We start from the raw sequence: 24,192 nt of genomic DNA, 5'->3' as shown, positions 1-24,192 counted from the left end.
GAAAGTCAGATTATCGTCACGTGCCGTCGTTGCCGGGAGCTCCGGGGGGGCCGGGTGGGAAGCCAGAGCCACCGACCGAACCGGCGCCACCGGCGCCACCGGCGCCTTTCTGACCGTCCGCCCCGTTGTTCCCGTTACCGCCTGCGCCGGTGCCGGCCAGGCCGCCCTCGCCGTACCACGCTGCGTCGGCGCCATTCGCGCCGTTACCGCCAGCACCGCCGTAGCCTGAGAGGCTGGAGCCGCCATCACCGCCACCGCCCCCACCTCCGCCGGTGCCGCCGTTGCCGCCCGTGCCGCCGTCAGCGCCATGGCTACGGGAATCTCCTTGAATACCGTTGCCACCATCGCCGCCAAGGCCGCCGTAGCCACCAATGCCGGCATTGCCGCCCGACGCGCCGGCACCGCCAGTGCCTGTCCCATTGGCAGCGCCGCCGTGCCCACCGCGACCGCCGGTGCCGCCGGTGCCTCCGACTCCCCCGTTGCCGCCGCGCGCGCCGTCTTCGGCGTCCTGCGCAGGAGAGCTGCCGCCATGGCCACCGTTGCCACCTTTGCCGGCGTCGCCGGCGTTACCGCCACGACCGCCGTCCCCTCCGTCGCCTGATCCCAGTGCCTGGCCGCCGGTGCCGCCAACACCACCAGCACCACCGTTCCCGCCGACACCACCATCGCCACCGACTCCGGTATGTGGGCCGGCGCCGATGGTGAGACCGAAGCTCGTGCCACCGTTCCCGCCGGCACCGCCGTCGCCTCCGGTGCCGCCAACCCCACCGGTGCCCCCATCACCCGAGATGGACCCGCCGGCACCGCCAGCCCCGCCGTTGCCGCCGGCAAAGCCAACCGAGCCGCCTCCACCGGGGCCACCGGGCTCTCCGTTATCCCCGACGGTGCCAGGTCCGCCAGACCTGCCGGCCGCGCCGTTGCCGCCGGCACCACCATCACCGCCGTTGCCGACCTGCCCGCCGTTGCCACCGGCACCGCCGGCGCCACCACCGGCACCGTAGGCGCCAGCTCCACCGTTTCCGCCGTGACCGGACGGGCCGGCGGCTGCGGCACCATCGCCGCCGTTTCCGCCGGCACCACCGCCACCCCCGGCACCCTCGATACCTGAGGCGGCCCGAGAGCCGTCGTAGCTTCCCACGCCGCCGGTGCCGCCAATGGCACCTGCGCCGCCTTGGGCGCCGGTGCCGCCGTCACCGGCGAGACCTGCGGCCGAGTCGCCGCCGCCACCGCCCTGACCGCCGAGACCTCCGATACCGCCAGCACCGCCGACCCCGCCAGCACCGTTGGCTGAAAGGGAGGAATACCCACCGGCACCGCCCTGGCCGCCCACACCGGCTCCGCCTGCGGTGCCGCCGTTGCCGCCAGCGCCGCCGGTGCCTGACCCGAGGGCCGCGCCACCGACTCCGCCGCGGCCGCCGGTACCGCCGCCACCGCCGGTGCCACCGCCACCCGCTGTGCCACCACCGCCGAAGACAGAGGTCCCGCCGTCGCCGCCGGTGCCACCGACCCCGCCTGCACCAGCCGACCCGCCGAGACCGCCGGCACCGCCGTTGCGTGACCCCTGGGCCGCGCCGCCGGCGCCCCCGACTCCGCCGACCCCGCCGTTGCCGCCCGTCCCGCCGCCGCCGCCGGTCCCGCCGGTATCAGTGATGTTGTTTACGCCGGTACCGCCGCCGCCGCCGGTACCGCCGTCGCCGCCGGCACCACCGTTGCCGCCATTGCCGCTGGTGCCAGAGATAGCTCCGCCCGAGCCGCCGTCACCGCCGTTACCACCGCTGCCGCCCGTCGTGCCGGCACCGCCGGCAGCGCCCGTCTCATTGGCACCGTGTGCGCCGGCGGCACCGGTACCTCCACGGCCGCCGTCACCGCCGTTGCCACCGTTGCCGACCAGTCCTCCGTTTCCACCAGCGCCACCATTGCCACCGTTACCGATGCCAGTGCTGCGACCACCGACGCCACCATCACCGCCATTACCGGAATTTGAACCGCCCGAGCCGCCGTCGCCGCCGTCACCCCCGGCGCCACCAGATGAGGAGCCGCCAGCACCGCCCGCACCGCCGTTGCCGACGGACCTGCCGTCACCTCCGAGCCCGCCGTGTCCACCACCGGCAACGCCACTACCGCCGGCGCCACCGTCACCGCCGTCGCCGGAGACCACACCGCCCGAGCCGCCATTGCCGCCATCGCCTCCGACGCCTCCGGGGTTGCCGGATGCGCCACCATTACCGCCGTTACCGCCGTTGCCAACCGCCCCGCCGTTACCGCCGGCCCCACCGTCACCGCCACTGAGCCCAACACCGCCGCCGCCGTAACCACCGTTACCGCCGTGACCGGACGGGCCGGCCGCCGCGGCGCCGTTGCCGCCATCGCCGCCCGCCCCTCCGGTACCTCCGGCAGCGGACGTACCCGCGGCCCCTTTGGCGCCGTCGCTACCCGACACCACACCACCCGTGCCACCACTACCGCCTTGACCGCTGAATCCGCCGGCACCGGCGTGGCCGCCATCGGCACCGTCTCCGGCGGCACCGGCAGCGGAGTCGCCGCCGCGGCCTCCCGCACCGCCGCTGCCTCCGATCCCGGAATCGCCGCCCGCGCCACCGTTGCCGCCGTCGCCGGTGCCGCTTTCGTCGCTCCCGCCGGTGCCACCGAAGCCACCGTCACCGCCGGCCGCCCCAGCACCGCCGGCTCCGCCGACCCCGCCGACACCTGATCCGTTGGCCGTGCCACCGGCACCGCCTGCCCCGCCGGCCCCAGCATTACCGCCGCTGCCGCCGATACCACCGGATCCGCCTGAGGCCCCTTCGGCGAAGGCGCCATCGTTGCCGCCGTTCCCGCCGTTGCCGCCGAGCCCGCCCTGACCGGCGGTACCGCCGGCCCCGCCGGCCCCGCCGTTACCCGACCCGAGGGCCGTGCCGCCAGCGCCCCCAGCGCCGGCATCGCCTGCGTCGGCGCCGGCCCCACCGGCACCACCCGGGTGACCGGAACTGAAGATGCTGCCCGAATCGCCGGAGCCACCATTACCGCCGTTACCGCCGTTGCCACCGTTGCCGCCGGCCCCGCCATTGCCGCCGTTACCCGAGATCACACCGCCCAGACCGCCGGCCCCGCCGTCGCCGGCGTTGCCGCCGGCGGTGCCGCCACCACCCGGGTTGCCGGTCGCACTGCCGCCGGAGGAGCCGGCAGTACCAGCTGCACCGTTGCCTCCGGTACCACCTTGGCCGCCGTTGCCGACCGACCCGCCGTTACCGCCGGCACCGCCATTGCCGCCTTGTCCGCCCTGGACGCCGCGGACACCGTCAGCGCCCTGGCCGCCGTTGCCACCGTTACCGCCGCCGGTGGCCGCGGCACCTTGGGCGCCGGTAATGCCGCCGCCGCCACCGGTGCCACCGGTACCGGCCGCGCCACCGTTGCCGCCGGCACCGACCGCGCCGGGATTACCGCCATCACCACCACGCCCGCCATTAAGAGCAGCACTATCGCCGGCACCACCGGCGCCACCATCACCACCTGCACCCGCCGCACCACCGGTACCGCCTTGTCCTCCGGTGCCGTTGACGCCCACACTGCCCGACCCACCCTCAGCAACCCCGCCGGCGTTACCACCGGCCCCGCCAACGCCGCCGGTGCCGCCAGTGCCGCCAGTGCCACCGTTTTGCCCCGCCCCGCCCGCAGTGGTCGCGTCCGCACCGTCGAAGCCGGCCCCACCGGTCCCGCCACCGCCGCCGGTACCGCCGAGTCCGCCGGTACCTCCGTCACCGCGGACCGAACCACCCAGTCCCCCGGTTCCGCCGACCCCACCGGCCCCACCGGTCTCACCGGTCTCACCGGCGGCGCCCCCATCGCCTGGGTTGACCCCCCCACCACCGGTCGCGCCGGTCGCACCGTTACCACCAGTGCCGCCGGTGCCGCCGGTGCCCAGGTTGCCGCCGTTGCCGCCGGCACCGCCTTGCCCACCGGTGCCGGGCGGACCACCCGGCGCCGGGACGGTCGCGTTGCCGCCCTTACCGCCGGCACCACCATTGCCGGAAGTCCCGGCCGGCAGCTGACCCGCCGCGCCCGTGGCGCCAGTACTGCCATCGCCGCTGTCACCGCCAGCACCGCCCTGACCGACCGCGCCCGCATCCCCACCATTACCGCCGGCTCCGCCGGTACCACCGAGCACCGCTGCGTCAGTGCCGGCACCACCGGTCCCGCCGTCGCCACCAGTGCCGGCAGTGCCACCCACACCACCGGTACCGCCGACACCATGGGAACCGTCGCTGTATCCGAGAGCCTGATGCCCGCCGCCGACACCACCGGCACCGCCGGTTCCACCGGTACCGCCACCACCGCCGTCGCCACCGTCGAACCCGTTACCACCGGCCGTGACCGCGTCCGCCCCATTAACACCGGCCCCCCCGGTGCCGCCGACTCCGCCGACACCACCCTTACCGCCGGCCCCACCGTTACCACTCAGCGCACCACCCAGTCCGCCGGCCCCACCGACACCACCAGTGCCACCGACCCCGCCGACCCCGCCCGCGTCACCGCGGTCGACCCCGTCCACCCCGACTGCGCCGGTCGCACCATCGCCACCGGCGCCGCCGGCGCCGCCACTGCCACGGTTACCGCCCGCACCGCCCGCGCCACCATCACCGCCGCTAGCACCGGCCGCGGCGGCATGGGCACCCGCCCCCCCGGCGCCGCCGTTACCCATCACCCCGGTCGGGGTAGCCCCGACCACGCCATCAGAGCCCGCACTCCCACCACTGCCGCCCAGTCCGCCCGCACCGCCGAATCCGGTGTTGCCACCAGCCCCGCCAGCCCCGCCCCGGCCCGTCAGTGAGCCGCCAGAGGCCCCCGCACCGCCGTCACCGGGAGTCGCGCCGTTACCGCCGTTACCGGCGTTGCCGCCCGCACCCGATCCGGCGAAGGTGCCATCAGCGGCCTTCCCACCTAGCCCCCCGGCCCCGCCATTGCCGCCCACACCACCATTACCGCCGTTACCGCCCGCAGTCCCTGCCGCCCCGGACACTGTCGCGTCGGCACCGGTAATCCCCGCCCCGCCATCACCACCACGCGCCCCGTTTCCACCAGCGCCACCAACCCCACCAGCACCGGCCCGCGCCCCACCCGCACCACCCGCACCACCAGCACCGCCGGCACCGCCAGCTTGACCGTCACTACCGGACTCGTTCCCGGCGAAACCCGCCGTGCCGTTTCCGCCGACTGCACCGGCACCGCCGGCACCACCGGCACCACCGTTACCGTGACTGCCGCCCGCGCCTCCTGCCCCGCCCGCGCCGCCGTCACCACTGCCGACACTGGTGGCGCTGTATCCGTTACCGCCCGCGCCGCCGTTGCCCAACAGCGCGGTCGGTCCGTTGCCCGCCACACCGTCGCTGCCGGTGCTGGCGCCGGTGCCGCCCGTGCCGCCCTGGCCGCCGACACCGGAGTTCCCGCCCGCGCCACCAGCCCCGCCATCACGGACCGTGCTGCTTCCGGCCGCACCCGCCCCGCCGTCACCGGGAGTCGCGCCGTTACCGCCGTTGCCGGCGTTGCCACCCGCACCCGATGCGGCCGCGGTGCCATCGGCGGCCTCCCCGCCCAGCCCGCCGGCCCCACCATTGCCACCGACACCGCCGTCACCGCCGTTACCGCCCGCCGTTCCCGCCGCCCCGGCCTCTGTCGCGCTGGCGCCGGTGAGTCCGGCCCCGCCGTCACCACCGAGCGCCCCGTTTCCACCAGCGCCACCGACCCCACCCACACCAGCCAGCGACCCGCCGTCACCGCCGGCGCCGCCGGCACCACCAGAGCCACCCGCCTGACCATTCCCGCCGGACTCGTTGCCCGCGACACCCACCGCGCCGTTCCCGCCGACAGCCCCGTTGCCACCGCGGCCCCCGGCGCCGCCATCACCACGATTACCGCCCGCACCCCCGGCCCCACCGTCGCCACCATCGACACCCGCCACAGTCGTGTTGAACCCGGCCCCGCCGGCCCCGCCGTTGCCCAGCACACCCGTCGGAGTCGCGCCCGCCGCACCACTGGTTCCCACACTGGAACCGATCCCGCCCGTACCGCCGGCCGCGCCGAATCCGGTGTCCCCGCCGGCCCCGCCCGCTCCACCGTCACGCGTCGCCGCGTCACCGGCACCGCCGGCACCGCCATCACCCGGAGTCGCGCCATCACCGCCCGCACCGGCATTGCCCCCAGCACCGGTCACACCCACGGCGCCATTCGCCGCTGTACCACCGGCCCCGCCGTTGCCGCCATTGCCGCCGACACCGCCGTTGCCGCCCGAACCGCCGGCCTGCCCCGCCTCACCAGCCGCTGTGGCAGCCCTGCCGTTGACTCCGACTCCACCGTCACCACCATCGGCGCCATGCCCACCGGCACCGCCGGCACCGCCATTACCTGCGAGTGACCCGCCCGTGCCCCCGGCCCCGCCAACAGCACCGGAACCGCCCGCCTGACCGTTGCCGCCGGAGGCACCGTCGGCCTTGCCCGCGGCGCCGTTGTCACCGGCCGCACCGTTGCCGCCCGCACCGCCGGCGCCGCCATTGCCGCGGCTACCCCCGGCGCCGCCGTCACCTCCGGCAGTCCCGGACCCGCCCGCCGCGGTGGCGTTGAACCCAGCTCCACCCGCACCGCCGTGGCCGCCGGCCACCGCCGATCCCGCAGCACCCGCAGCCCCCGCACCAGCATCCGGACCACCCGCCGCGCCACCGACACCGCCGCTGCCGACACCGCCGCTATTGCCGCCAACCCCGCCCGCACCACCCTTGATCAACTCAGCACCGGCACCCCCGGCCCCGCCATCACCGGCAACACCCGAATCACCGCCAGCACCCCCAGCACCCCCGGCACCGTTGACACCCGCGCGACCAAACAACCCATGACCCTGCCCGCCCACCCCGCCGGTACCACCGGCACCGCCATGCCCGCCTGTGCCGCTATCGCCGCCAACGCCGCCGGTCCCGCCCGGCGCAGTCGCCGCCCAACCCGCGCCACCAGTGCCGCCGGCGCCCCCTGCTCCGCCCACACCACCAGCGCCACCGGTCCCACCATCCCCGAACAGCAACCCACCACGACCACCCGCACCACCGGACCCCGCAGCACCACCATCGGTACCCAACCCACCGGTGCCGCCCGCCACTAACTGCGTCCCCGCCGCACCCGCAGACCCCATCGCACCCGCCACCCCGGACCCACCTACACCACCGGCACCACCATGGCCCAATAACCACGCACGACCACCGGCGCCGCCAGTGCCGCCACCCACACCGCCGGCACCACCAGCACCGCCGGCGCCCCACAACAAGCCACCACTACCACCCACACCACCAGCAGCACCCAGACCACCGGTACCCCCCGCGCCGCCCGGGCCCAGCAAACCAGCTGCCCCACCAGCCCCACCGGCTTGACCCGCCGCACCTGACCCGCCGTTACCGCCTCGCCCGATCAACAATCCACCGGCGCCACCGGCGGCACCCGACCCCGCCGCACCATCGGCACCCGGCCCCACCAACGGCCGCCCCAACAACGCATTCGTCGGCGCATTGACCACCCCCAAAAACGCCTGCTCTAGCGATTGCAACGACGCCGCGCTGGCCGCCTCCGCAGCTTCAAAGACACCACCGGCACCTACCAACCCCTGCACAAAACGGGCGTGAAAATCCGCCGCCGCCACACTGATTGCCTGATACTCCCGGCCATAGGTGCCAAACAACGCCGCAATCGCCGCCGACACCTCATCACCGGCCGCCGCCACCACCCCAGTCGTCGACAACCCCGCCGCCGCACCGGCAGCACTCACCGCCGACCCAATCCCACCCAAATCAGCAGCCGCTGCAACCAAAACCTCAGGCGTAACAAACACATACGAAGACATCACGAGGCCCGATCTCTAGGGGGAAATTGACTGAACGGTAAGCGCCCGACGGCAGGCTCCAAACGTACGCGACCGAATTCCGCTGCGCGCCACAATCACGCCAGAAGACGCAACCAAATTCAGCACAAGCCAAATAAAGAAACCGTGCCTTCCGAAGCGCAGCTGCGCCCGAAACCATGAGTGTCCCGGAGTTGTCGAGCGACTTACCACGTTCGGGCACGATCTCGCGCGCTGACTCCGACGAAAGAGCAGCTCGACGGTGTTGAGGAGCAATCTTCAGGCGTCGCGGCTCTTTAGCGCATGCCTACGCCGCGATCCAGCGCCATGTCCACTGGTTTGCAGCTTTGTGGGCCACGAATCACTGCCGGCTACATGACGAGGTGGCGGCTCGGCACCGAATCCCACACCAGTTCCCTCGACGTGAAGTACCAGCCGCCGCGCTCGTAGCTGAGTTTGTCCCGGAACGCACCGGTGGCCTGCAGCGTGGTTTCGCCGCCCGCGGTGTGGAAAAGGATTGCCACACAATGCTGTGTCGCGCGGACGCCGTCGACGTGTATCTCGTGGTCGACGGTGACCAGACGTCGCCCGTCGCCGCCGTCGAACGCGGCACGCAGATCGTCGAACGACTCTCCGTCGCGCACATAGGTGGCACCGGAATGCCGGAACGTGGTGATCCACGCGTCGCGGTCCCCGTCGGCGTGGGCCCGGTTGTGCCGCGCGGTCAGATCCAGAATCGCGCCGCGACCGGTCGCGGCCTGCAGCATCTGCTGTTCCTGGTAGGTCAACGGCATGTTGGTTCGCCTTTCCTGCGGTGTGTATTCATCGGCTCACTGTGTATCCGTGGCTTTCCCGGTCCCACGCCCCCGCCGTCAAGCCCCGGGCCCGCAACACGTCCTTGCGGACGCGGCCGATGACGTTCTTAGGAAGTTCATCGACGGTATCGATGTACCTGGGCACACAGAAGTACGGCATGCGCGCGGCGCAGAAATCCAGCAGCTCCACGTAATCCATTGCCGCACCCGGCCTTAACATGACAACTGACAGGATGTCGTCCTCCCCCAGCGCACTGGGCACTGCCACGGCGGCGGCTTCCTGCACAGCCGGATGACTGGCCAGCACGGCCTCCACTTCCACCGAGGAGACGTTCTCACCGCGGCGACGCAGCGAGTCCTTCACGCGGTCCACGTACGTCAGGTTGCCGCCGTCGTCGAACCTGCCCAGGTCACCGGTGCGGAACCACTCCGGATGGGGGTCCACGAGCAATGCGTCGTCGCCAGGCCGCACGTAGCCCTGACTCATCACTTCGGCATACCGGGGCCGGCAACTGATCTCCCCCACCGATCCGGTCGGACATTCGACGCCGTCGGCATCGACGATGCGGACCTCGAAGTTCGGATTCGCGCACCCGGATGTCCCCGGAACACCCTCGTAGGCAACGCCGTTGACCGCAATCGGAAATGCCTCAGTCATGCCGTACATGGTGACGACCGCGCAGCCGTACCGCTTCTCGATCGACCGGTACGACACGGCATCGATGGGCGCCGCCGAGATGAACCGCAACGGCAACTGCGCGTCGCGCGGATCGGCGGGCAGGTTCTGCAGCATGGACACCATCGCGCCCGCACCGACGAACCCGACGGCATCGTGGGAGCGCACGTCGTCCCACACCTCGCCCGGATGAAAAGCTTCGGCCAGTACCGTGGTACCGCCGACCAGCATCGGTGCCAGCACCACCGGCGCCGCGCTCAGGTGAAACAGCGGCATCGCGGTCCACAGGGTCTCCCCCGCCGCGAACTCCCAGGCCGACACTGCGGTCGCCGCCACCGTGAACAGGTAATGCCAGGACGTGGCAACAGCTTTCGACGGCCCGGTGGTGCCGGAGGTGAAGAACAGCGCGCCGAGGTCGCCGGCAGCGGCGGGCTTCGCGGGCACCGATACCTCGCGGTCCAGTGCCCCGGTGAGCGAATCGTCAAGCACCACAACATCAGTGCTCAGTTGCGCGGCGATCTCGTCGAGGCGGGTCCGTCGCTCGGCGTCGGTGACGATTACCTTGGCCTGCGACAACTTCAGGTTGTGCAGCAGAAAGTCGCCCTTGTTGGCGGCGTTGACCGCGGCACTCACTGCGCCGATCCGGGCCGCACCGAGCCAGAAGTAGATCCATTCCGGGCACGTCGCAGTGAACAGTGCGACGCAATCGCCCTGTCCCACACCGAGATCAGCGAGTAGAGCCGCCGCGGCAAGAGAACGCCGGCGTAGCTGGGCGAACGTGATGTCCAGACCGGCCACCGACATCATCACCCGGTCCGGGAACTGCTCGGCCCGACGATCGAGCACGGCAGGCACCGTGAACTCGTCGACACCGAAATCACCCGGGCCCGGAGACACCGGCGGGATCAGGCCGGAGCGGCGGCCGGGTCCGGCTCGCCGTCGGCGGTGTACCCGAAGTCTTTGGGCGACGGCGCGGCACCGGGGTAGAAGCGGTGCGCCCAGCGACGCAGGGCCGCATAGTCATGCGCCTCCTCCGGCGCGAGGTTCGGCTTCTCCAGGTACTTCATGTTCTCCCAGGTGAAGAAGTCCTGCTTGATCACTTCCTGTTGCAGCGCAAGGAATTTGGCGGCGCGACCGGTGGGCTTGTCGCCGCTGTCGCCGGGCTCCCGCAGCGAGGCCTGGGTATAGAAGTAATCGGTGTAGTCCTCGTCGACCGGCGTCTGGCCGGTGACCTGACAGGTCTGCACCAGGTCACTGGGGAAGCGCACGATGCCCAACCCGAGCGAGTAGTTGTCGTAGATGATCTTGGCGTCGACCGGCCCGTTCGGCGTCAGCCAGGTTTTAGCCCGGCCGCCGCCGAAGTGGGCCTTGACGGTGGCGTGCAGGTGATAACCGGACACCTCAAACGACGCGGTGTTGGCCGGGTTGGCCGCCTTGTGCACGTACTGGACGTGGTATGGGTCGGCCGCGTTCTCGATGATCATCTGCGCGTGCACCTTGACCCGGTTGACCATCCGGGTGTGGGGGTGCAGCGGGTAGTACTCGTCGGTCTCCAACTCCGGCAGCACCGGCGGCTGCCAATACGGCGCGCGGCCGTGGCGTTCGTGCCAGACCAGGATGAATCCGTACCACTCGGTCGTCGGGTAGGTGCGGATGCGGACGTTGTTCTTGCAACCGATCTTGCTGTACGGGATCAGGGCGTTGGTGCCGTCACCGCGCCACTGCCAGCCGTGCCAGGGGCAGACGATGTGTTCGCCCTCGACCGTCCCGCCGACACCCATGTTGGCGCCGAGGTGCTGACAGTAGGCGTCCAGCACGTTCACCTTGCCGGACTTGGTGCGGAAGAGCACCAATTCCTCACCGAAGTAGTGCACCCGCTTGACTTCGCCGGCGGCCAGGTCAGAGGCGAACCCGACGATGAACCAACCCGTCGGAAAGCGATAGGTGGATAGCGCGATACCGGACGGCCCGAACTCCCGTTCCGAGGGATCTTCGGCCGCCGAGTCCGCGGCCAGGTCTGAAAATGTATCCGTCACGACTTCTCCGTTGCCCACGCTTCACCGCGGTTCGACGACCAATGTCTATTTTTACTATCTTAGACATTGAACGTCAACGCGGCCGCTCATCGGGGTTCAGTCGATGAGCTTCAACGCCGCCCGCGGGCACTGGTCCACCGCCGCGCGCACATCGATCTCGCGGTCGGCGGGCACCGGACCGTCGGCGATCTGCACCACGTCCTCATCGCCCAACTCGAAGATGTCGGCGGCGAGCGATTCACAGAACCCGTTGGCCTCGCACATGTCCGGATCAACGATCACGCGCATCAGATGTCCCCTTACTTTGCCGTGACGCCGACCGGTCGGGTCCCGATCACCCCGCTGGCGGCAAGGTGCGCGAGTTCCTCCTCGGTCAGCCCGCACTGATCGCGCAGTACTTCTTCATTGTGCTCGCCCAACGTCGGCGGTGGGCGACTCAGCCAGTTTTGTTGACCGGCCAGCAGCGCGAACGGCGGCGTGGGATAGAGGCCGGGTCCGGTTCGCGGATGTTCCAGCGCCTCGAAGAAGCCGCGCTCCCGCAACTGGACGTTCTCGGTCACCGAGGACGGCGAGACGACCGGTGCCACCGGAACACCCGCACCCGCCAGCCGTTCCGCCACGCTGTCCCGCGGCTGGCCGGCGAACCAGTCCCGCAACCTGTCATCGATCTCGTCGGCCCGCGCACGTCGGTCCGCCGCGGTGGACAGTCCGTCGGCTGACCAGGCGGGCGCGCCCAGCACGTCGACCAAACCCGCCCAGTGCCGGTCGTCGCACACACTGACCGCGATCCACTCGTCGTCCGGCCCCGCACACCGATACAGGTTCTGCAGCACACCGCCGTGCCCACGGTTGCCCCGCCGGGTCAGGGTCTTGCCGAAAACTTCGTATTCGATCGGCTGAATTGCGGTGGTATTCAACACCGTTTCCACCATCGGCAGCTCGACCTGCTGTCCCGACCCGGTGCGTTCGGCGAAATGCAACGCTGCCAGCACCGCGAACGCGGCGTGCACACCGGCCAGTGGATCGCAGGCACCGCGCGGGGTCACCGGCGGGGTCTCCGGCAGACCGGTCACCCAGGCCAGGCCGGCGATCTGCTCCATGGTGGGCGCGAATCCGACTCGGTCCCGCCACGGACCGTCCAGCCCGAAAGCCGGCATCCGGGCGACGACGAGTTCAGGGTTCATCTCCAGCATGACGTCGGCGGTGAGGCCGAAGTTCTCCATCACCCGCGGCGAGAAATTCTCGATCACCACATCAGCCTGGGCAACCAGCCGGGTGAACAGCCGCCGACCCTCCGCCGACCCCAAATCCAGTGTGACGGAACGCTTGTTGGTGTTCATCGCATGGAACACCCAGCCGTATTCCCACCAGTCGTCGACATCGGTACGCATGCCACCCGAGTACCGGATGCCGTCGGGACGCTGGATCGACTCCACCTTGACGACGTCGGCGCCGAATGCGGCTAGCAGGTGGGTGGCGGCCGGGCCGGCCCAGAAGGCGGTGAGGTCGACGATGCGGACACCCTGCAGCGGCAGCCCGGCTCCGGGCGACACTGGTCCGGATTCCCTTTGTTGCCATGCCGATTGACCGTTCCCGTCCCCGAGTCCGGGCGACGTGCGCGGCGGTGCCGGAGCACAGCGCGACATCAGCCACGGTGGCCGCGGCTGGTGGAAACCGGCGGGATTCGCGACGAACACGCCCCGTTCGGTCATATAGTCCATGTCCCGGACGGTGGCGCCGTTGCCCAGCGGGGCGATCGGCAGCCGGAAGAGCTGGCCGAGTTCGACGATCTCGGCGACGGTGCGCTGCGCCATCCACGGCCCGATCGCTTCGTAGATCATGTCGCGGTACTCCCAGCGACCGATCTGGAAGCGCAGCTGCGGAATGTCTTCGAACTGCGGGCATTCGACCATTGCGGTGAAGTCGAGCCACTGTTGCCCGGTGACCATGGTGATGCCGACGTAGCCGTCCTGGGCGGCAAGGATGGAGGGCACCTCGAGGGTGCGCCGGATCGGCGGCACCCGAAGCAGTTGGGAATGCAGCCATTCGCTGCTCTGCATCGCCGTGATCGCTTCGAGCATGGACAGGTCCAGGTGCTCCCCCGGTCCGCCGTGCTCGACGCGGCGACGCACGGCCAGCACTCCGAATGCCGCATACACACCGCCCATGTACTCCCCGAGCTCACCCCCGATCGAGATGGGCGGACCGGCCGGATCGCCGCGGAAACCCGTGCACCCCGACCACGCCTGCAGGGTGAACTCGGTGGCAGCGCGATCGGCGAACGGGCCGCTCCAACCGAAATCGGAGATGGTGACGACGACCGCCTGCGGGGATCGTGCCAGCAGCCGCTGCGGGTCGATCCCCAGCGCGGCCGCCCGGGCGCGTCCGGTGGCCACCACGACGACGTCTGCGCCGGCGAGTTCGGCGCGGAAGCGCTCGGAATCGGCCGACACGGCCAGGCTGCTCTTGCCGGCATTGAGGTAACTGAACAACGGGCCGGCTGCGCCGTCCGGCACCGGCGAGCAAGTCGCGGAATAGCGCCGCAGCGGATCCCCTTGCGGCGGTTCGACTTTGCGAACCACCGCACCGGCGTCCACCAGCAGCTTCCCGCAATAGCTGCCGGCCAGGCGGTCACTGATCTCGACGACTCGCAGATCGTCGAGCGGCGTCGGCCGGTTATCGGCCCCGTGACTCACGCGGCTATTTATACCATTACTGCTAAAATAGCTAAGCCAGACGAGTTCGCGGGGTCAGCAACCGTGTTCTCTCTCCTGCTGCAGGTTGCGAGGAACCGGATGACTGCTCTGGGTATTGGGCCCGACGCCCGCCGCCGGCTGTCCGCGCCGCGGATCGCCGAGATCGTCGCCGACGAGTTGCGCCGCCAGATCATCGACGGTGAGCTCGCCGATGGCGACCTGCTGCCACGCCAGGAAGTGCTCGTCGATCAGTTCAAGGTCAGCCTGGTCTCGCTGCGCGAAGCGCTACGGATCCTGGAGACCGAGGGACTGGTCTCGGTGCGGCGCGGAAACCGGGGCGGCGCGGTCGTGCACGCACCGGCCAAGACCAGCGCCGCCTACATGTTGGGACTGTTGCTGCAGAGTGAGAACGTCGTCGTCAGCGATCTGGGCGCCGCGTTGCAGGAACTCGAGCCCGCTTGTGCGGCGCTGGCGGCCCAGCGGCCCGACCGGGCCGACACCCTGGTGCCCGAACTCAAGCAGGTCAACGACGAGATGGCGGAAAACCTGGAAGACGGGCGGCTCTTCACCGAGATCGGCCGCAAATTTCACAACCTCATCGTGCGGGGTTGCGGCAACCACACCATCATCGCGGTGGTGGGCAGCCTGGAGACGCTGTGGTCCAGCCACGAACAGCAATGGGCCGACGAAAGTTCGGCCAGCGGCACCTACCCGTCGCCGACCAGGCGCCGGGCCGCGCTGAACACCCATATCAAGCTGACCGAGACGATCGCCGAGGGCGACGTGGACCGGGCACGCCGTATCGCCGGTCGGCACCTCGCCGACACCCAGACCTACGTCTTGTCCGGCCGCGCCGAACAGCGGATCTATGCGTTGTCGCCGCAAGCGTTGTCCCGGCCGCGGGACCTCCGGCGCCCTTGACCACTCGACGAACCGCTCTGGTCACCGGCGGTAGCGGTGGCATTGGAAAAGCGTGCGCCGCCAAGCTTTGTCAGCTCGACTATGACGTCGTGGTGCTGGCGCGGCGCGAAGGCCCGTTGCGTGCGGCGGCCGCCGAGGTCGGTGCCCGCGCCATCGTCGCCGATGCGGCTGACCCGGATGAGTTCGCCGCCGCGCTGAGCCCACTCGAACGCATCGACCTCGTCGTCCATGCGGCCGGCGCGCTGGGTGGAACGTACGCGCGCAAGCAGACTTTCGAGCAGTGGCGCACCATCATCTCGGCCAATCTCGACTCGTGCTTCGTGCTGACCTCCGCGGTACTGCCGCGGATGCGGCCCGGGTCGCGGCTGATCTTCATTTCGTCCTCGGCCTCGCACGAACCGATGATGGGCCGCACCGCATATTCCGCGTCCAAGGCCGGCATGAACGCGTTCGCGCGGGCCTTGGCGCTGGAGGTCGACCGCGACGGTATCGCGGTGCACCTGGTGACGCCGGGTCCGGTGGAAACCGAGATGCTGCAAGATGTTCCGTTCGAGATGTACGCGATCCAGGTGTCCGACATCGCCGAGACGGTCGCCTGGCTGGACACCGTGGACCCCTCGGTGGACCTGCCGGAAATCCGGCTCAGCGCCGTGCAGCGCGGGCCGTACGCCCGCGCCCCGGTGGTGCCTACCGAAGCCCGCCGGCGAGCAAAGGCCCAGAGAACTTCCTGATCACCGATTCACCGAACTCAGCCAGTGACTGCGGGGCGGCGAAATCGGCGAACCACACGTAGAAGCGTTCGACCCGTTGCGCGGCCAGCGCGGCGAAGTGGGCGGTCAGCTCGTCGGCGTCGCCGCACACCAACCCAGGGCCGAGGTGGCCGAAGCGTCGGGTGCTGACCTCGCGGACCTGCTCGGGATCGCTGCCCGAGCGGACGAAGCCCACCATCTGCTGGACCGATATCCGTGCCGAGCCGGTGGCGTCGGACAGCCGGGCCAGCCGGTCGAGGTGATTTGCCTGCAGGTTCCACCAATCCGCGTGTTCAGCAACGAGTTTCATCATCCGCGGGCCGCTGCCACCCAGGACCAGCGGTATCGGGTACGTAGGCCGGGGATGCTGGTCCCGGGCCCAGTACTGCTTGATCAGTCCCAGGTGTCGCCCGAGCTGCTCGACCCGGGCAACCGGATCCTGCTGACCGACATCGAATTTGGTGAACTCCGCAGGCCAGGATCCGGACCCGAGGCCCAGTTCGAATCGGCCCTCCGACGCCTCGGACAGGGTGACGGCCTGTTTGGCGAGCACCGCCGGATGCCGGAAAGCGTCACACAGCACCAGATGACCGACCCGCAACCGTTGCGTCTTCGCGGCGACCCAGCCGGCGACGCCCATTGCCTCCCAGATGTTTTCACCCGGCTGCCCGGGCGCCTCGAGATGATCGATGAAAGCGATCCCATCGAACCCGCCGGCCTCGGCATGCTTCGCCCGGTCCACGATGTCGGCCACCGGTAGCCGAACCTGCGGCAGAAACAGGTACCACTCCACCATCCGACCACCTCACCATGTCCGTTTGCGCGTGGGTCGCTAGTTTACTATTTTTGTTATGTTAGGGGTCTTATGGATGTTGGTCTGACGTCGGAGCAGTTGTCGCTGCGCGACACCGTGCGCGCCATCCTGCGCACCGAGTGCCCGCCCGATGCCGCCCGGCAGGCCCTCGATGACCCCGAACGGTGGCGTGTCCTGTGGAAGACGGTCGTCGACCTCGGCTGGACCGAACTGGCAGCGCGTGACTCCGACGGTGAATTCGGTCCGGTCGAGCTCGCGGTGGTCCTCGAGGAGTGCGGCGCGGCGCTCGCGCCCGTGCCGCTGCTGTGCGGGGTCGGGCTGGCCGCAGGGGTTTTGCGTGCCGCGGGTCCCGCAGTCGACGAGATGCTGGCGCAGATCACCTCCGGGGTAGTGGCGACCCTGGCCGTGCACTCCCCCGGTGTGCGGCTACCGGGCGCACCGATGACATTTCAGGACGGCCGCGTGCACGGACGGGCGGTCGCGATACCGCACGGTTCCCGCGCGGAGTTGATCGTCACACTGGCGACCTCCGACGACGGGCCGGTCGCTGCCGTGGTGCGCGCCGGTGAGGGGGTGACCATCCGGGCCGGCGAGTCCACCGATCCCGCCCAACCCGTCGCCGACGCCGATATCGACGCGGCACCGGCGGCCGTCGCACCCGTCGACAGCATCGAATCCGCCCTGGCCGCACCGTTGGTCGCGGTCGCCGCCGACCTGATCGGGGTAGCGGGCGCAGCCCTGCAGCGGTCCGTCGAGCACGCCAGGACGCGGCGGCAGTTCGGCACCCCGATCGGCGCGTTCCAGGGCATCAAGCACGCGCTCGCCGACAACTACGTCAGCCTCGAGCGCGCCCGCAGCCTCACCTACGCCGCCGCCGGGTCGTCCTCCTGGACCGCGGCGGCCATGGCCAAAGCGGCGGCCGCGGATGCCGCCGCCCAGTGCGCGCGCACAGCGGTCCAGGTGCACGGCGCGCTAGGTCAGACCTGGGAACACGACGCGCACTTGTTCGTCCGGCACGCCTGGCAGAACGCGTCGCTGCTGGGTGACAGCCGCGCGCTGTACACCGAGGTGGGCCGGCGTCTGGCGGGAGGCGCGCCATGACGGTGGTCGACGAATTCGGTGCGTGGCTGACCGATTTTCTGCCCGGCGACTATCACGACCGCTATCGGGAGTACCGCTGGGACATAGCGCTGCGGCGCGACTATCAACGGGCCGCCTTCGAGGCCGGCTGGATACAACCCACCTGGCCGCGCGAGCACGGCGGGCGCTCACTGAGCCTGCGCGACGCCATGGAGATCCGCATCGAGGCGGCACTGCGCAGTGCGCCCAAGCTACCCAATATCGCCGGGCCCAACGTTGCGGCGGCGGGCATCCGCCAGTTCGGCACGCCCGAACAGATCGAGCGCCTGCTGGTTCCCGCGTTGCGCGGCGACGAATGGTGGGCCCTGGGCATGTCCGAACCGGAGGCCGGGTCCGATTTCGCCGGTTTGCGCACCCGTGCCGTGCGCGAGGGCGAGGTGTTCCGGGTCAACGGCCACAAGATCTGGACCACCCAGGCCCACCTGTCGCGGTGGTGCACCCTGTATGCCCGCACCGACCCGGACGCGCCGAAGCACCGCGGCATCTCCTGCCTGATCCTCGACCTGGAGTCACCGGGGGTGCGGATCGAGACCATCCGGATGGCCTCGATCTCCGACGAGACGTTCTGCGAGGTCTTCCTCGACGACGTCGAGGTGCCGGCAGCCAACCTGCTGGGTCCGTGCAACGGCGGCTGGAATGTCGCGCTGGCGTCGTTACACCATGAGCGGCAGATGATCTGGATCATGAACTGGGTCGAGATCAAACGCGGGCTGGCCTCCATCGGCGACAACCCGGACGTCCACACCGAACTGGGCAGGTTGCACGCCGACGCCGAGGCGCTGCGGGCCACCGGCTACCGCGCCCTGGCCAACGAACTCGCCGGGCGGCCCAGCCCGGAGGCCGACACCATGAAACTCCTCGGATCGCTGACGCTGCAACGGGTCTGGGAGTTGAGCGCAGCCGCGGCCGGTCCGGCTTCGAGCTCGGACCCGGACCTGCTGTTCGAACGCCAGGATGCGCTGGCCGCCACCATCTACGGTGGGACCTCCGAGGTCCAACGCAACATCATCGCCGAGCGGGTGCTCGGGCTGCCGAAGGGATGACCACGATGGACTACGATCTCGGTGACGACGCCGGTGAGCTGCGAAATCGGTTGCGCCAGTTGATAGCCGACCACATTCCGGAAGATTTTCTCGGCGCCTGCACCGACGATCCGGACGACCTGGCGACCACCGAGTCGTTCTGCAAGCTGTTGGCGTCCGAAGGGTTGCTGGCGCTGGCGTGGCCGAAAGAACATGGCGGCGGTGGCGGTTCGATCTGGCAGCAGACCGTGCTGCGTGAAGAGATGTGGGCCAACTACGAGCCGCGTGGACCGCAGTACATGGGCATCAACTGGGTCGGTCCGGCGATCATGCGGCACGGGACGGCCGAGCAGAAGGCAAAACACCTGTCCGGCATCGCATCCGGTGAGGTGATCTGGTGTCAGGGATTCTCCGAGCCGGAAGCCGGGACCGACCTCGCCTCACTGCGCACCCGCGCCGTGCCGGACGGCACCGGTTGGCGCATCGACGGGCAGAAGGTGTGGACCTCCTACGCCCGGATGGCGTCGTGGTGCGTGCTGGCGGCCTGCACCCACCCGGATGCGCCGAAACCCAAGCGCCTCAGCCTGTTTCTGATTCCGATGGACCGCGAAGGATTCACCGTGCGTGGCATCCCGTCGATGCTCGGGCCGCATCACCTCAACGAGGTGTTCCTGGACGGGGTGCCGGCATCCGACGACGACATCCTGGGTGAGCCCGGTGACGGCTGGCGGGTGATGCGCGAGGCGCTGGCGTTCGAACGCGTCGGCATCGCGCGCTACGCCCGCTGCGAGGCCCTGCTGGACCGCATGCAGACCGCGCTAGGCGATGACTGGGACCGGTTACCGGAATCGATCCGCAGCCGATGGGTGCGGGCGCTCGTCGATCTGCGGGTGGCCAGGCTGATGGCTTACCGCGCGGTGTCGCTGCAGGACGATCCGCAGGCCGGCGCCGCGGCCAGCGCCGCCCGCATCGCCACCACCACCTGCGATCAACTGGTCGCCGAGCTGCTCTTCGATGTGCTGGGACCCACGGCGCTGGACAGCGGCGCCACCGCCGCACTGCACGGCGCGGTCGACGACCATTGGCGCTATGCGCAGGCCGCCACCGTCGCCTCGGGCACCATCGAAGTCCAGCGCATGATGGTGGCCCGCGACGTGTTGGGAGAGCGCCGGTGAATACCGAACTGCCGCAGGATATCGCCGATTTCGCAGCGGTCGCCGCCAAGCGGCTGACCCGGTTGGGGGGGCCGCAGGCGGCACTGCGCGCCGAAACCGACGACACCGTCCGCCATGCGGCGCGCGACGCTCTGGCCGAACTCGGTGCATTCGACCTCGACGTGCGGTCGGGGACCGACGACCTGCTGGCTGCCGCGGTGTTGTGCCAGGTCGCCGGGGCGGTGGCATTGCCTTACCCGCTCGTCGAGGAACTGCTGGCGATCGACGGCGCCCGGCTGGCGCTGGTCGACCCCGCGGCTGCGCGCATCGACCACGGCGATCTGGCGGGCACCTGGATCGCCGCCGATCTGGACGGCAACAGCTACCACGCCCGGCCGGGAACCCGCGCGGGTGCCAAGCTCGGCCCCTTCCTGGTGCCGGCGACCTTGAGCGCGTGCGAGGGACCCGGCGAAACCGTGCCGGCCGCCGACGTTAACCTTCATCTCGTGCTGGGATCATGGCGGATTCTGGGGGCGGTGCAGCGGGCGCTGAACATCGTCACCGAGCATGTGCAGGCCCGGGTGCAGTTCGGCAAGCCGTTGGCGGACTTCCAGTCGGTCCGATTCGCCGTCGCGGATGCATCGGTCGGGGTGCGCGGACTGCACGAGCTGGCCAAGTACACCATCTGCCGACCGGAATCGGTTGCCATACGGACTCTTTCGGCGGACGCTCTGGTACTGCGGCTCAAGGCCGCCGAAACCGCACGGCAGGTGTTGCGCACTGCGCACCAACTGCTCGGGGCGCTGGGATTCTGTGACGAATCCGACGTCAGCGTGCTCGACCGGCATACCCAACCGCTGATCCGGTTGCCCGCGGGGCCGGAGGCGCTGAGCCTGCGGCTGATCGCCGATGTGCGCGAGGGACACTTCGAAACGCTGTTCAGCGAGCGGGCCTCGGCATGACCACCCAGCCCGCACCGTCGGATGCGCCCGTCAACCCGTTCGCCGACGGCGTCCCCTTCAGCACCAAGCTCCAGCAATTGGCCGAGCAGCAGCACGATGACCCGGCGGTGACGGTGGTCGCGCTGGACGGCAGCGCGGAAACGCTGACCTTCGGCGAACTCGACGCCCGCGCCAACCAATGGGGACGTGCACTGGCCGCCCGCGGTGCCGGGACCGGTTCCTTTGTCGCCATTGCCATTCCGAACTCGGTGCACCTGGTGCTGGCCACGCTGGGCTGCTGGAAGATCGGCGCCGTTCCGATCCCGATGCATTGGGATCTGCCCGAATGGGAACGTAACCGGGTGCGCGAAGTGATCGACCCGGTTGTCGTGGTCGACGACACCAGCCGGTGGGAACTCGACGCAGTGGCCGCGGCCGAATCCCAAAGCCCGCTGCCCACAGCCGTTTCCCCCACCGCGAACGGGATCTGCAGCAGCGGGTCCACCGGAGTGCCGAAGGTCATCCTCAACCTGGCGCCGTCGCTGTGGATTCCGCAGCAGGGTGAGCCGTTCCTGTCGAACTGGACACCGGTGGCCAAGCCGCAGCGGATCATGGTTCCGGCTCCCATGTATCACACCAACGGATTCGCGACCTTTCTGATGCTGCTGGGCGGCGACCGCCTGGTGATCCTCGAAAAGTTCGACGCGCCACTGTTTGTGGACACCATCGAGCGTTACCGGATCACCAATTTCACCGCCACCCCGACCATGCTGGCGCGGGTGGCAGCGCTGCCCGACATCCGGCAGCGCGACCTGTCCAGCGTCGTGTTCATCCTGCAAGGCGCCGCGGTCATGCCGCCGGCACTGTTGCGCACCTGGTTCGAATTGCTGAGCCCCGAGCAGATCATCACCGCCTACGGCATGACTGAGAATCTTGGACTCACGGCGCTACGCGGCGACGAGTGGCTGACGCACCCGGGCAGCGTGGGACGTGGTTTCCGCGACACCGAAATCCGGATTCTCGGCGCCGACAAGAAGCCGCTGGGACCGGGCGAGGAAGGCGACATCTACCTGCGGGCGGCGATGAGCGCAGGATACCGCTACCTGGGCGGCGCACCACCGCTGCCGTCCACCGACGACGGCTTCCGCTCCGCCGGCGACATCGGCCATCTCGACGAGGACGGTTTCCTGTACATCACCGACCGGCGCGCCGACATGATCGTCAGCGGTGGGGCCAACGTCTTCCCGGCGGAAGTGGAATCCGCCCTCTCCGGGCACCCCGACATCGCCGACGTCGTCGTCATCGGTCTGTCCGACGCGCAGTGGGGCCGCCGGGTGCACGCCGTCGTACAGGTATCGGCCCATGCCGGCGAGCCGCTGACCGAGCAGCAGGTGATCGATTACGCCAAGAGCCGTCTGGCCCCCTACAAGGTCCCCAAGACCGTCGAGTTCGTCGACGAGATGCCCCGCACCGCGGCGACGAAGGTGAATCGCTCGGCGCTGATCGCGGCGCGCGAGGGCGGTGACGCCGGTGTTCCGGTGAACCACACTGCCACTGACAGCTGCTAGGTGAAGGCCCGAGTGTCCAGGTAGAGCGGAAAGAACGTCTCCCACATGACCAGGCAGGCCAGGAACCACGCGATCGGCGTGTTCAGTTGGAGCGAGCCGTATGACGAGATGATCGGACGGCCGCGTCCGGCATGGGCTCTGGCGTCCACGAACACCCACGCCGCCATGGCGACGATGATCACGAGCAACTCGACGAGTGTTACGACCACGGCTTTCACGGCACCCCCTGCTCATTCCACGGCGTCCTGATGGCTATATCAGAGCGCCGCACCTCAGGCGCGGCATTGAATCCCCCCGGGCTCAGCCGCGCGACATCCGATCACTGCGTTTGGTATCGGCGAATCCGTCGGCGATAGACGCGGCCAGCTCGAGAAACGCCTGGCGGGTCCGGTTGGCCATCAGGTCCAGCACCACCTCGGACCCCTGTGCCAGGTGGTCGTCGAACGGGATGACATGGACCGACCGGATACGCGTCAGAAACTGGGCGGCCAGCTTGTCCAGATCCACCGACGCTTTGCCGGGGCGTGCGGCGCTGATCACCACCGTGGCGTTGGGGACCAGATGCCCCCGACCGTGATGCTCCAGCCAATCCAGGGTTGCGAACGCGCTGCGGGCGGCGTCGATGGCGGGCGAGGCGACCAACACGATCGCGTCGGCTTCATCGAGGACGGCCGACATCGCCGAATGCACCAGGCCGGTGCCGCAGTCGGTCAGGATCAGGTTGTAGAACCGCTGCAGCAGCCGAATCACCACGCGGTAGTCGGCGTCGGAGAACGCTTCCGAAGTCGCCGGATCACGCTCGGAGGCAAGGATTTCCAGCCGGCTCGTGCTCTGCGACGTGTGTCTGCGAATGTCGGAATACCGAAAGATGTTGTCGTCCAACAACAGGTCCCGCACTGTGGACCTACTCTGATCAGGCCCGCGCTGTGCCAGGGTGCCGAAGTCAGGGTTGGCGTCGACGGCGATGACGCGGTCGCCGCGGATGGCAGCGAAAGTGGACCCCAATCCGACGGTCGTCGTGGTCTTGCCGACACCGCCCTTCATCGACAACACCGCGATGCTGTAGTCGCCGCGCACCGGTTGACTCACCCGCGCCACCAGCTTCTGGCGCGTGTTCTCCAGTTCGGATTCGCCGGGGTTGAGACCGGTGAAGCGGTGCACCACCCTGCGCCAGCCGCGCTGCGGCAACGGCCGGGCGCGGCGCACCAGTCCGAGATCGGTGTGCGACGGGATGCGCGGGTCGGGAACGCCCGGCTGCGGAACCGGTGCGCTGGGGGCGGCGCGGGTGAACGGTGTCGCGACCGGCGGGGATGCGGGCGGCTGCAGCCTGGGGTCCGCGGAGGGTTGGGCCGGCTGTTGGGCGACGGCGGGCGGCGGTGCGGCCACCGGCGGCGGCACCGGCCGCCTGGGTAGTGGGGCCGGACGCACCGGCGGTGCCACCGGCGGCTCTGCGCCCGCAGCGGGCCGGCGCGGCGGACCCGGGCGCACCCGCGGCTGGGGCGGCAACCGGAAGACGGCCGTGCTCTGCGCCATCGGGCCGGGACGCGGCGGCGCTGGATCCGGCGCGGCCTCAGGCTCTGAGTGCGCCTTCGGTTCCGGTTCCGACAACTCGGTTTTCGACGACTCCGGTTCCGACGACTCCGGTTCCGACGGCTGCGGTTCCGACGACTCCGGCTCCGACACTTCCGGTTCTGCCGGCGGCGCGGGCGGCAAAGTCATCACCTTGGTGCCTGCCGACATCGGTCCCGGCGGCGCCTCGTCGACGTCCGATCCGTCGGATTCCTCCGCCA

At 70.1% G+C, this 24,192-nt stretch carries 16 protein-coding genes and 1 pseudogene; 8 read left to right on the top strand and 9 right to left on the bottom strand.

What is annotated here, in order from left to right; genetic code table 11:
• Positions 1 to 16: 16 nt before the first annotated feature.
• The 6 genes from AC5Y5Z_RS14405 to AC5Y5Z_RS14380 form a co-directional block, all read right to left on the bottom strand.
• Entirely contained in the window at positions 17 to 7,873 is a 7,857-nt protein-coding gene (locus AC5Y5Z_RS14405) for a PE family protein (RefSeq protein ID WP_499925748.1), read from the bottom strand.
• Between the two features lie 368 nt (positions 7,874 to 8,241).
• Positions 8,242 to 8,664: a nuclear transport factor 2 family protein gene (locus AC5Y5Z_RS14400; RefSeq protein ID WP_499925746.1), complete on the bottom strand. Its 423-nt coding sequence runs from the start codon at positions 8,662 to 8,664 to the stop codon at positions 8,242 to 8,244.
• Positions 8,665 to 8,692: 28 nt separating this feature from the next.
• On the bottom strand, positions 8,693 to 10,258 hold the full coding sequence (locus tag AC5Y5Z_RS14395; RefSeq protein ID WP_499925744.1) for an AMP-binding protein: 1,566 nt from the start codon (positions 10,256 to 10,258) through the stop codon (positions 8,693 to 8,695).
• Positions 10,259 to 10,266: 8 nt separating this feature from the next.
• Positions 10,267 to 11,397: an aromatic ring-hydroxylating oxygenase subunit alpha gene (locus AC5Y5Z_RS14390; protein WP_463826479.1), complete on the bottom strand. Its 1,131-nt coding sequence runs from the start codon at positions 11,395 to 11,397 to the stop codon at positions 10,267 to 10,269.
• A 96-nt stretch (positions 11,398 to 11,493) separates the two neighbouring features.
• Positions 11,494 to 11,685: a ferredoxin gene (locus AC5Y5Z_RS14385; RefSeq protein ID WP_463826480.1), complete on the bottom strand. Its 192-nt coding sequence runs from the start codon at positions 11,683 to 11,685 to the stop codon at positions 11,494 to 11,496.
• A gap of 11 nt (positions 11,686 to 11,696) precedes the next feature.
• Positions 11,697 to 14,105 (bottom strand): CaiB/BaiF CoA-transferase family protein, encoded by a 2,409-nt coding sequence (locus AC5Y5Z_RS14380; RefSeq protein ID WP_499925917.1) that lies wholly within the window; start codon positions 14,103 to 14,105, stop codon positions 11,697 to 11,699.
• 87 nt (positions 14,106 to 14,192) lie between these two features.
• Here AC5Y5Z_RS14380 and AC5Y5Z_RS14375 point away from each other — a divergent pair, with 87 nt between their 5' ends.
• Positions 14,193 to 15,014, top strand: a complete 822-nt coding sequence (locus tag AC5Y5Z_RS14375) for a FadR/GntR family transcriptional regulator (protein ID WP_463826481.1) — start codon at positions 14,193 to 14,195, stop codon at positions 15,012 to 15,014.
• Positions 15,011 to 15,745 carry an SDR family oxidoreductase gene (locus tag AC5Y5Z_RS14370; protein ID WP_463826482.1) on the top strand — a complete coding sequence of 245 codons (735 nt, stop codon included), beginning with the start codon at positions 15,011 to 15,013 and terminating at the stop codon, positions 15,743 to 15,745. Before AC5Y5Z_RS14375 ends, AC5Y5Z_RS14370 begins: the two co-directional genes overlap by 4 nt.
• Here AC5Y5Z_RS14370 and AC5Y5Z_RS14365 read toward each other — a convergent pair.
• Positions 15,702 to 16,559: an LLM class flavin-dependent oxidoreductase gene (locus AC5Y5Z_RS14365; RefSeq protein WP_499925740.1), complete on the bottom strand. Its 858-nt coding sequence runs from the start codon at positions 16,557 to 16,559 to the stop codon at positions 15,702 to 15,704. The genes AC5Y5Z_RS14370 and AC5Y5Z_RS14365 overlap by 44 nt on opposite strands.
• Before the next feature lie 69 nt (positions 16,560 to 16,628).
• On the opposite strand from AC5Y5Z_RS14365, the gene AC5Y5Z_RS14360 reads away from it, so the two are divergent.
• The 6 genes and pseudogenes from AC5Y5Z_RS14360 to AC5Y5Z_RS14335 all read left to right on the top strand — a co-directional run bounded on the left by AC5Y5Z_RS14360 (position 16,629) and on the right by AC5Y5Z_RS14335 (position 22,402).
• Positions 16,629 to 17,678 carry an acyl-CoA dehydrogenase family protein gene (locus tag AC5Y5Z_RS14360; RefSeq protein ID WP_499925738.1) on the top strand — a complete coding sequence of 350 codons (1,050 nt, stop codon included), beginning with the start codon at positions 16,629 to 16,631 and terminating at the stop codon, positions 17,676 to 17,678.
• A pseudogene (locus AC5Y5Z_RS14355) lies at positions 17,675 to 18,295 on the top strand (acyl-CoA dehydrogenase family protein); the annotation flags it as partial. The gene AC5Y5Z_RS14360 and the pseudogene AC5Y5Z_RS14355, both read left to right, overlap by 4 nt.
• A gap of 15 nt (positions 18,296 to 18,310) precedes the next feature.
• The gene (locus AC5Y5Z_RS14350) at positions 18,311 to 18,760 is read left to right on the top strand and encodes an acyl-CoA dehydrogenase family protein (RefSeq protein WP_499925915.1); all 450 of its coding nucleotides are present in this window, start codon (positions 18,311 to 18,313) and stop codon (positions 18,758 to 18,760) included.
• Positions 18,757 to 19,914, top strand: coding sequence for an acyl-CoA dehydrogenase family protein (locus AC5Y5Z_RS14345; RefSeq protein ID WP_463826486.1), 1,158 nt, complete (start codon positions 18,757 to 18,759; stop codon positions 19,912 to 19,914). The genes AC5Y5Z_RS14350 and AC5Y5Z_RS14345 overlap by 4 nt, the downstream gene beginning before the upstream one ends.
• Complete coding sequence (locus AC5Y5Z_RS14340) at positions 19,911 to 20,855, top strand: acyl-CoA dehydrogenase family protein (protein ID WP_499925736.1); 945 nt, start codon at positions 19,911 to 19,913, stop codon at positions 20,853 to 20,855. The genes AC5Y5Z_RS14345 and AC5Y5Z_RS14340 overlap by 4 nt, the downstream gene beginning before the upstream one ends.
• Positions 20,852 to 22,402 (top strand): class I adenylate-forming enzyme family protein, encoded by a 1,551-nt coding sequence (locus AC5Y5Z_RS14335; RefSeq protein ID WP_499925734.1) that lies wholly within the window; start codon positions 20,852 to 20,854, stop codon positions 22,400 to 22,402. The genes AC5Y5Z_RS14340 and AC5Y5Z_RS14335 overlap by 4 nt, the downstream gene beginning before the upstream one ends.
• On the opposite strand, the gene AC5Y5Z_RS14330 is transcribed toward AC5Y5Z_RS14335, so the two are convergent.
• Both AC5Y5Z_RS14330 and AC5Y5Z_RS14325 read right to left on the bottom strand, forming a co-directional pair.
• Complete coding sequence (locus AC5Y5Z_RS14330) at positions 22,399 to 22,620, bottom strand: hypothetical protein (protein WP_463826489.1); 222 nt, start codon at positions 22,618 to 22,620, stop codon at positions 22,399 to 22,401. The genes AC5Y5Z_RS14335 and AC5Y5Z_RS14330 overlap by 4 nt on opposite strands.
• A gap of 82 nt (positions 22,621 to 22,702) precedes the next feature.
• Complete coding sequence (locus AC5Y5Z_RS14325; RefSeq protein ID WP_499925912.1) at positions 22,703 to 24,142, bottom strand: MinD/ParA family ATP-binding protein; 1,440 nt, start codon at positions 24,140 to 24,142, stop codon at positions 22,703 to 22,705.
• Between the last annotated feature and the right edge of the window lie 50 nt (positions 24,143 to 24,192).

It is taken from the genome of Mycobacterium sp. NGS29 (genome assembly GCF_059812965.1).
The sequence above is the reverse complement of the archived record's forward strand: the minus strand, read 5'-3'. Positions and strand labels throughout refer to the sequence as shown.

Bases quoted from the DNA above. Each gene is read 5' to 3' on its own strand.
- AC5Y5Z_RS14345 (WP_463826486.1), top strand. From the start codon at position 18,757: ATGACCACGATGGACTACGATCTCGGTGACGACGCCGGTGAGCTGCGA.
- AC5Y5Z_RS14375 (WP_463826481.1), top strand. From the start codon at position 14,193: ATGACTGCTCTGGGTATTGGGCCCGACGCCCGCCGCCGGCTGTCCGCG.
- AC5Y5Z_RS14325 (WP_499925912.1), bottom strand. From the start codon at position 24,142: ATGTCGGCAGGCACCAAGGTGATGACTTTGCCGCCCGCGCCGCCGGCA.
- AC5Y5Z_RS14385 (WP_463826480.1), bottom strand. From the start codon at position 11,685: ATGCGCGTGATCGTTGATCCGGACATGTGCGAGGCCAACGGGTTCTGT.
- AC5Y5Z_RS14360 (WP_499925738.1), top strand. From the start codon at position 16,629: ATGGATGTTGGTCTGACGTCGGAGCAGTTGTCGCTGCGCGACACCGTG.
- AC5Y5Z_RS14365 (WP_499925740.1), bottom strand. From the start codon at position 16,559: ATGGTGGAGTGGTACCTGTTTCTGCCGCAGGTTCGGCTACCGGTGGCC.
- AC5Y5Z_RS14405 (WP_499925748.1), bottom strand. From the start codon at position 7,873: ATGTCTTCGTATGTGTTTGTTACGCCTGAGGTTTTGGTTGCAGCGGCT.
- AC5Y5Z_RS14335 (WP_499925734.1), top strand. From the start codon at position 20,852: ATGACCACCCAGCCCGCACCGTCGGATGCGCCCGTCAACCCGTTCGCC.
- AC5Y5Z_RS14400 (WP_499925746.1), bottom strand. From the start codon at position 8,664: ATGCCGTTGACCTACCAGGAACAGCAGATGCTGCAGGCCGCGACCGGT.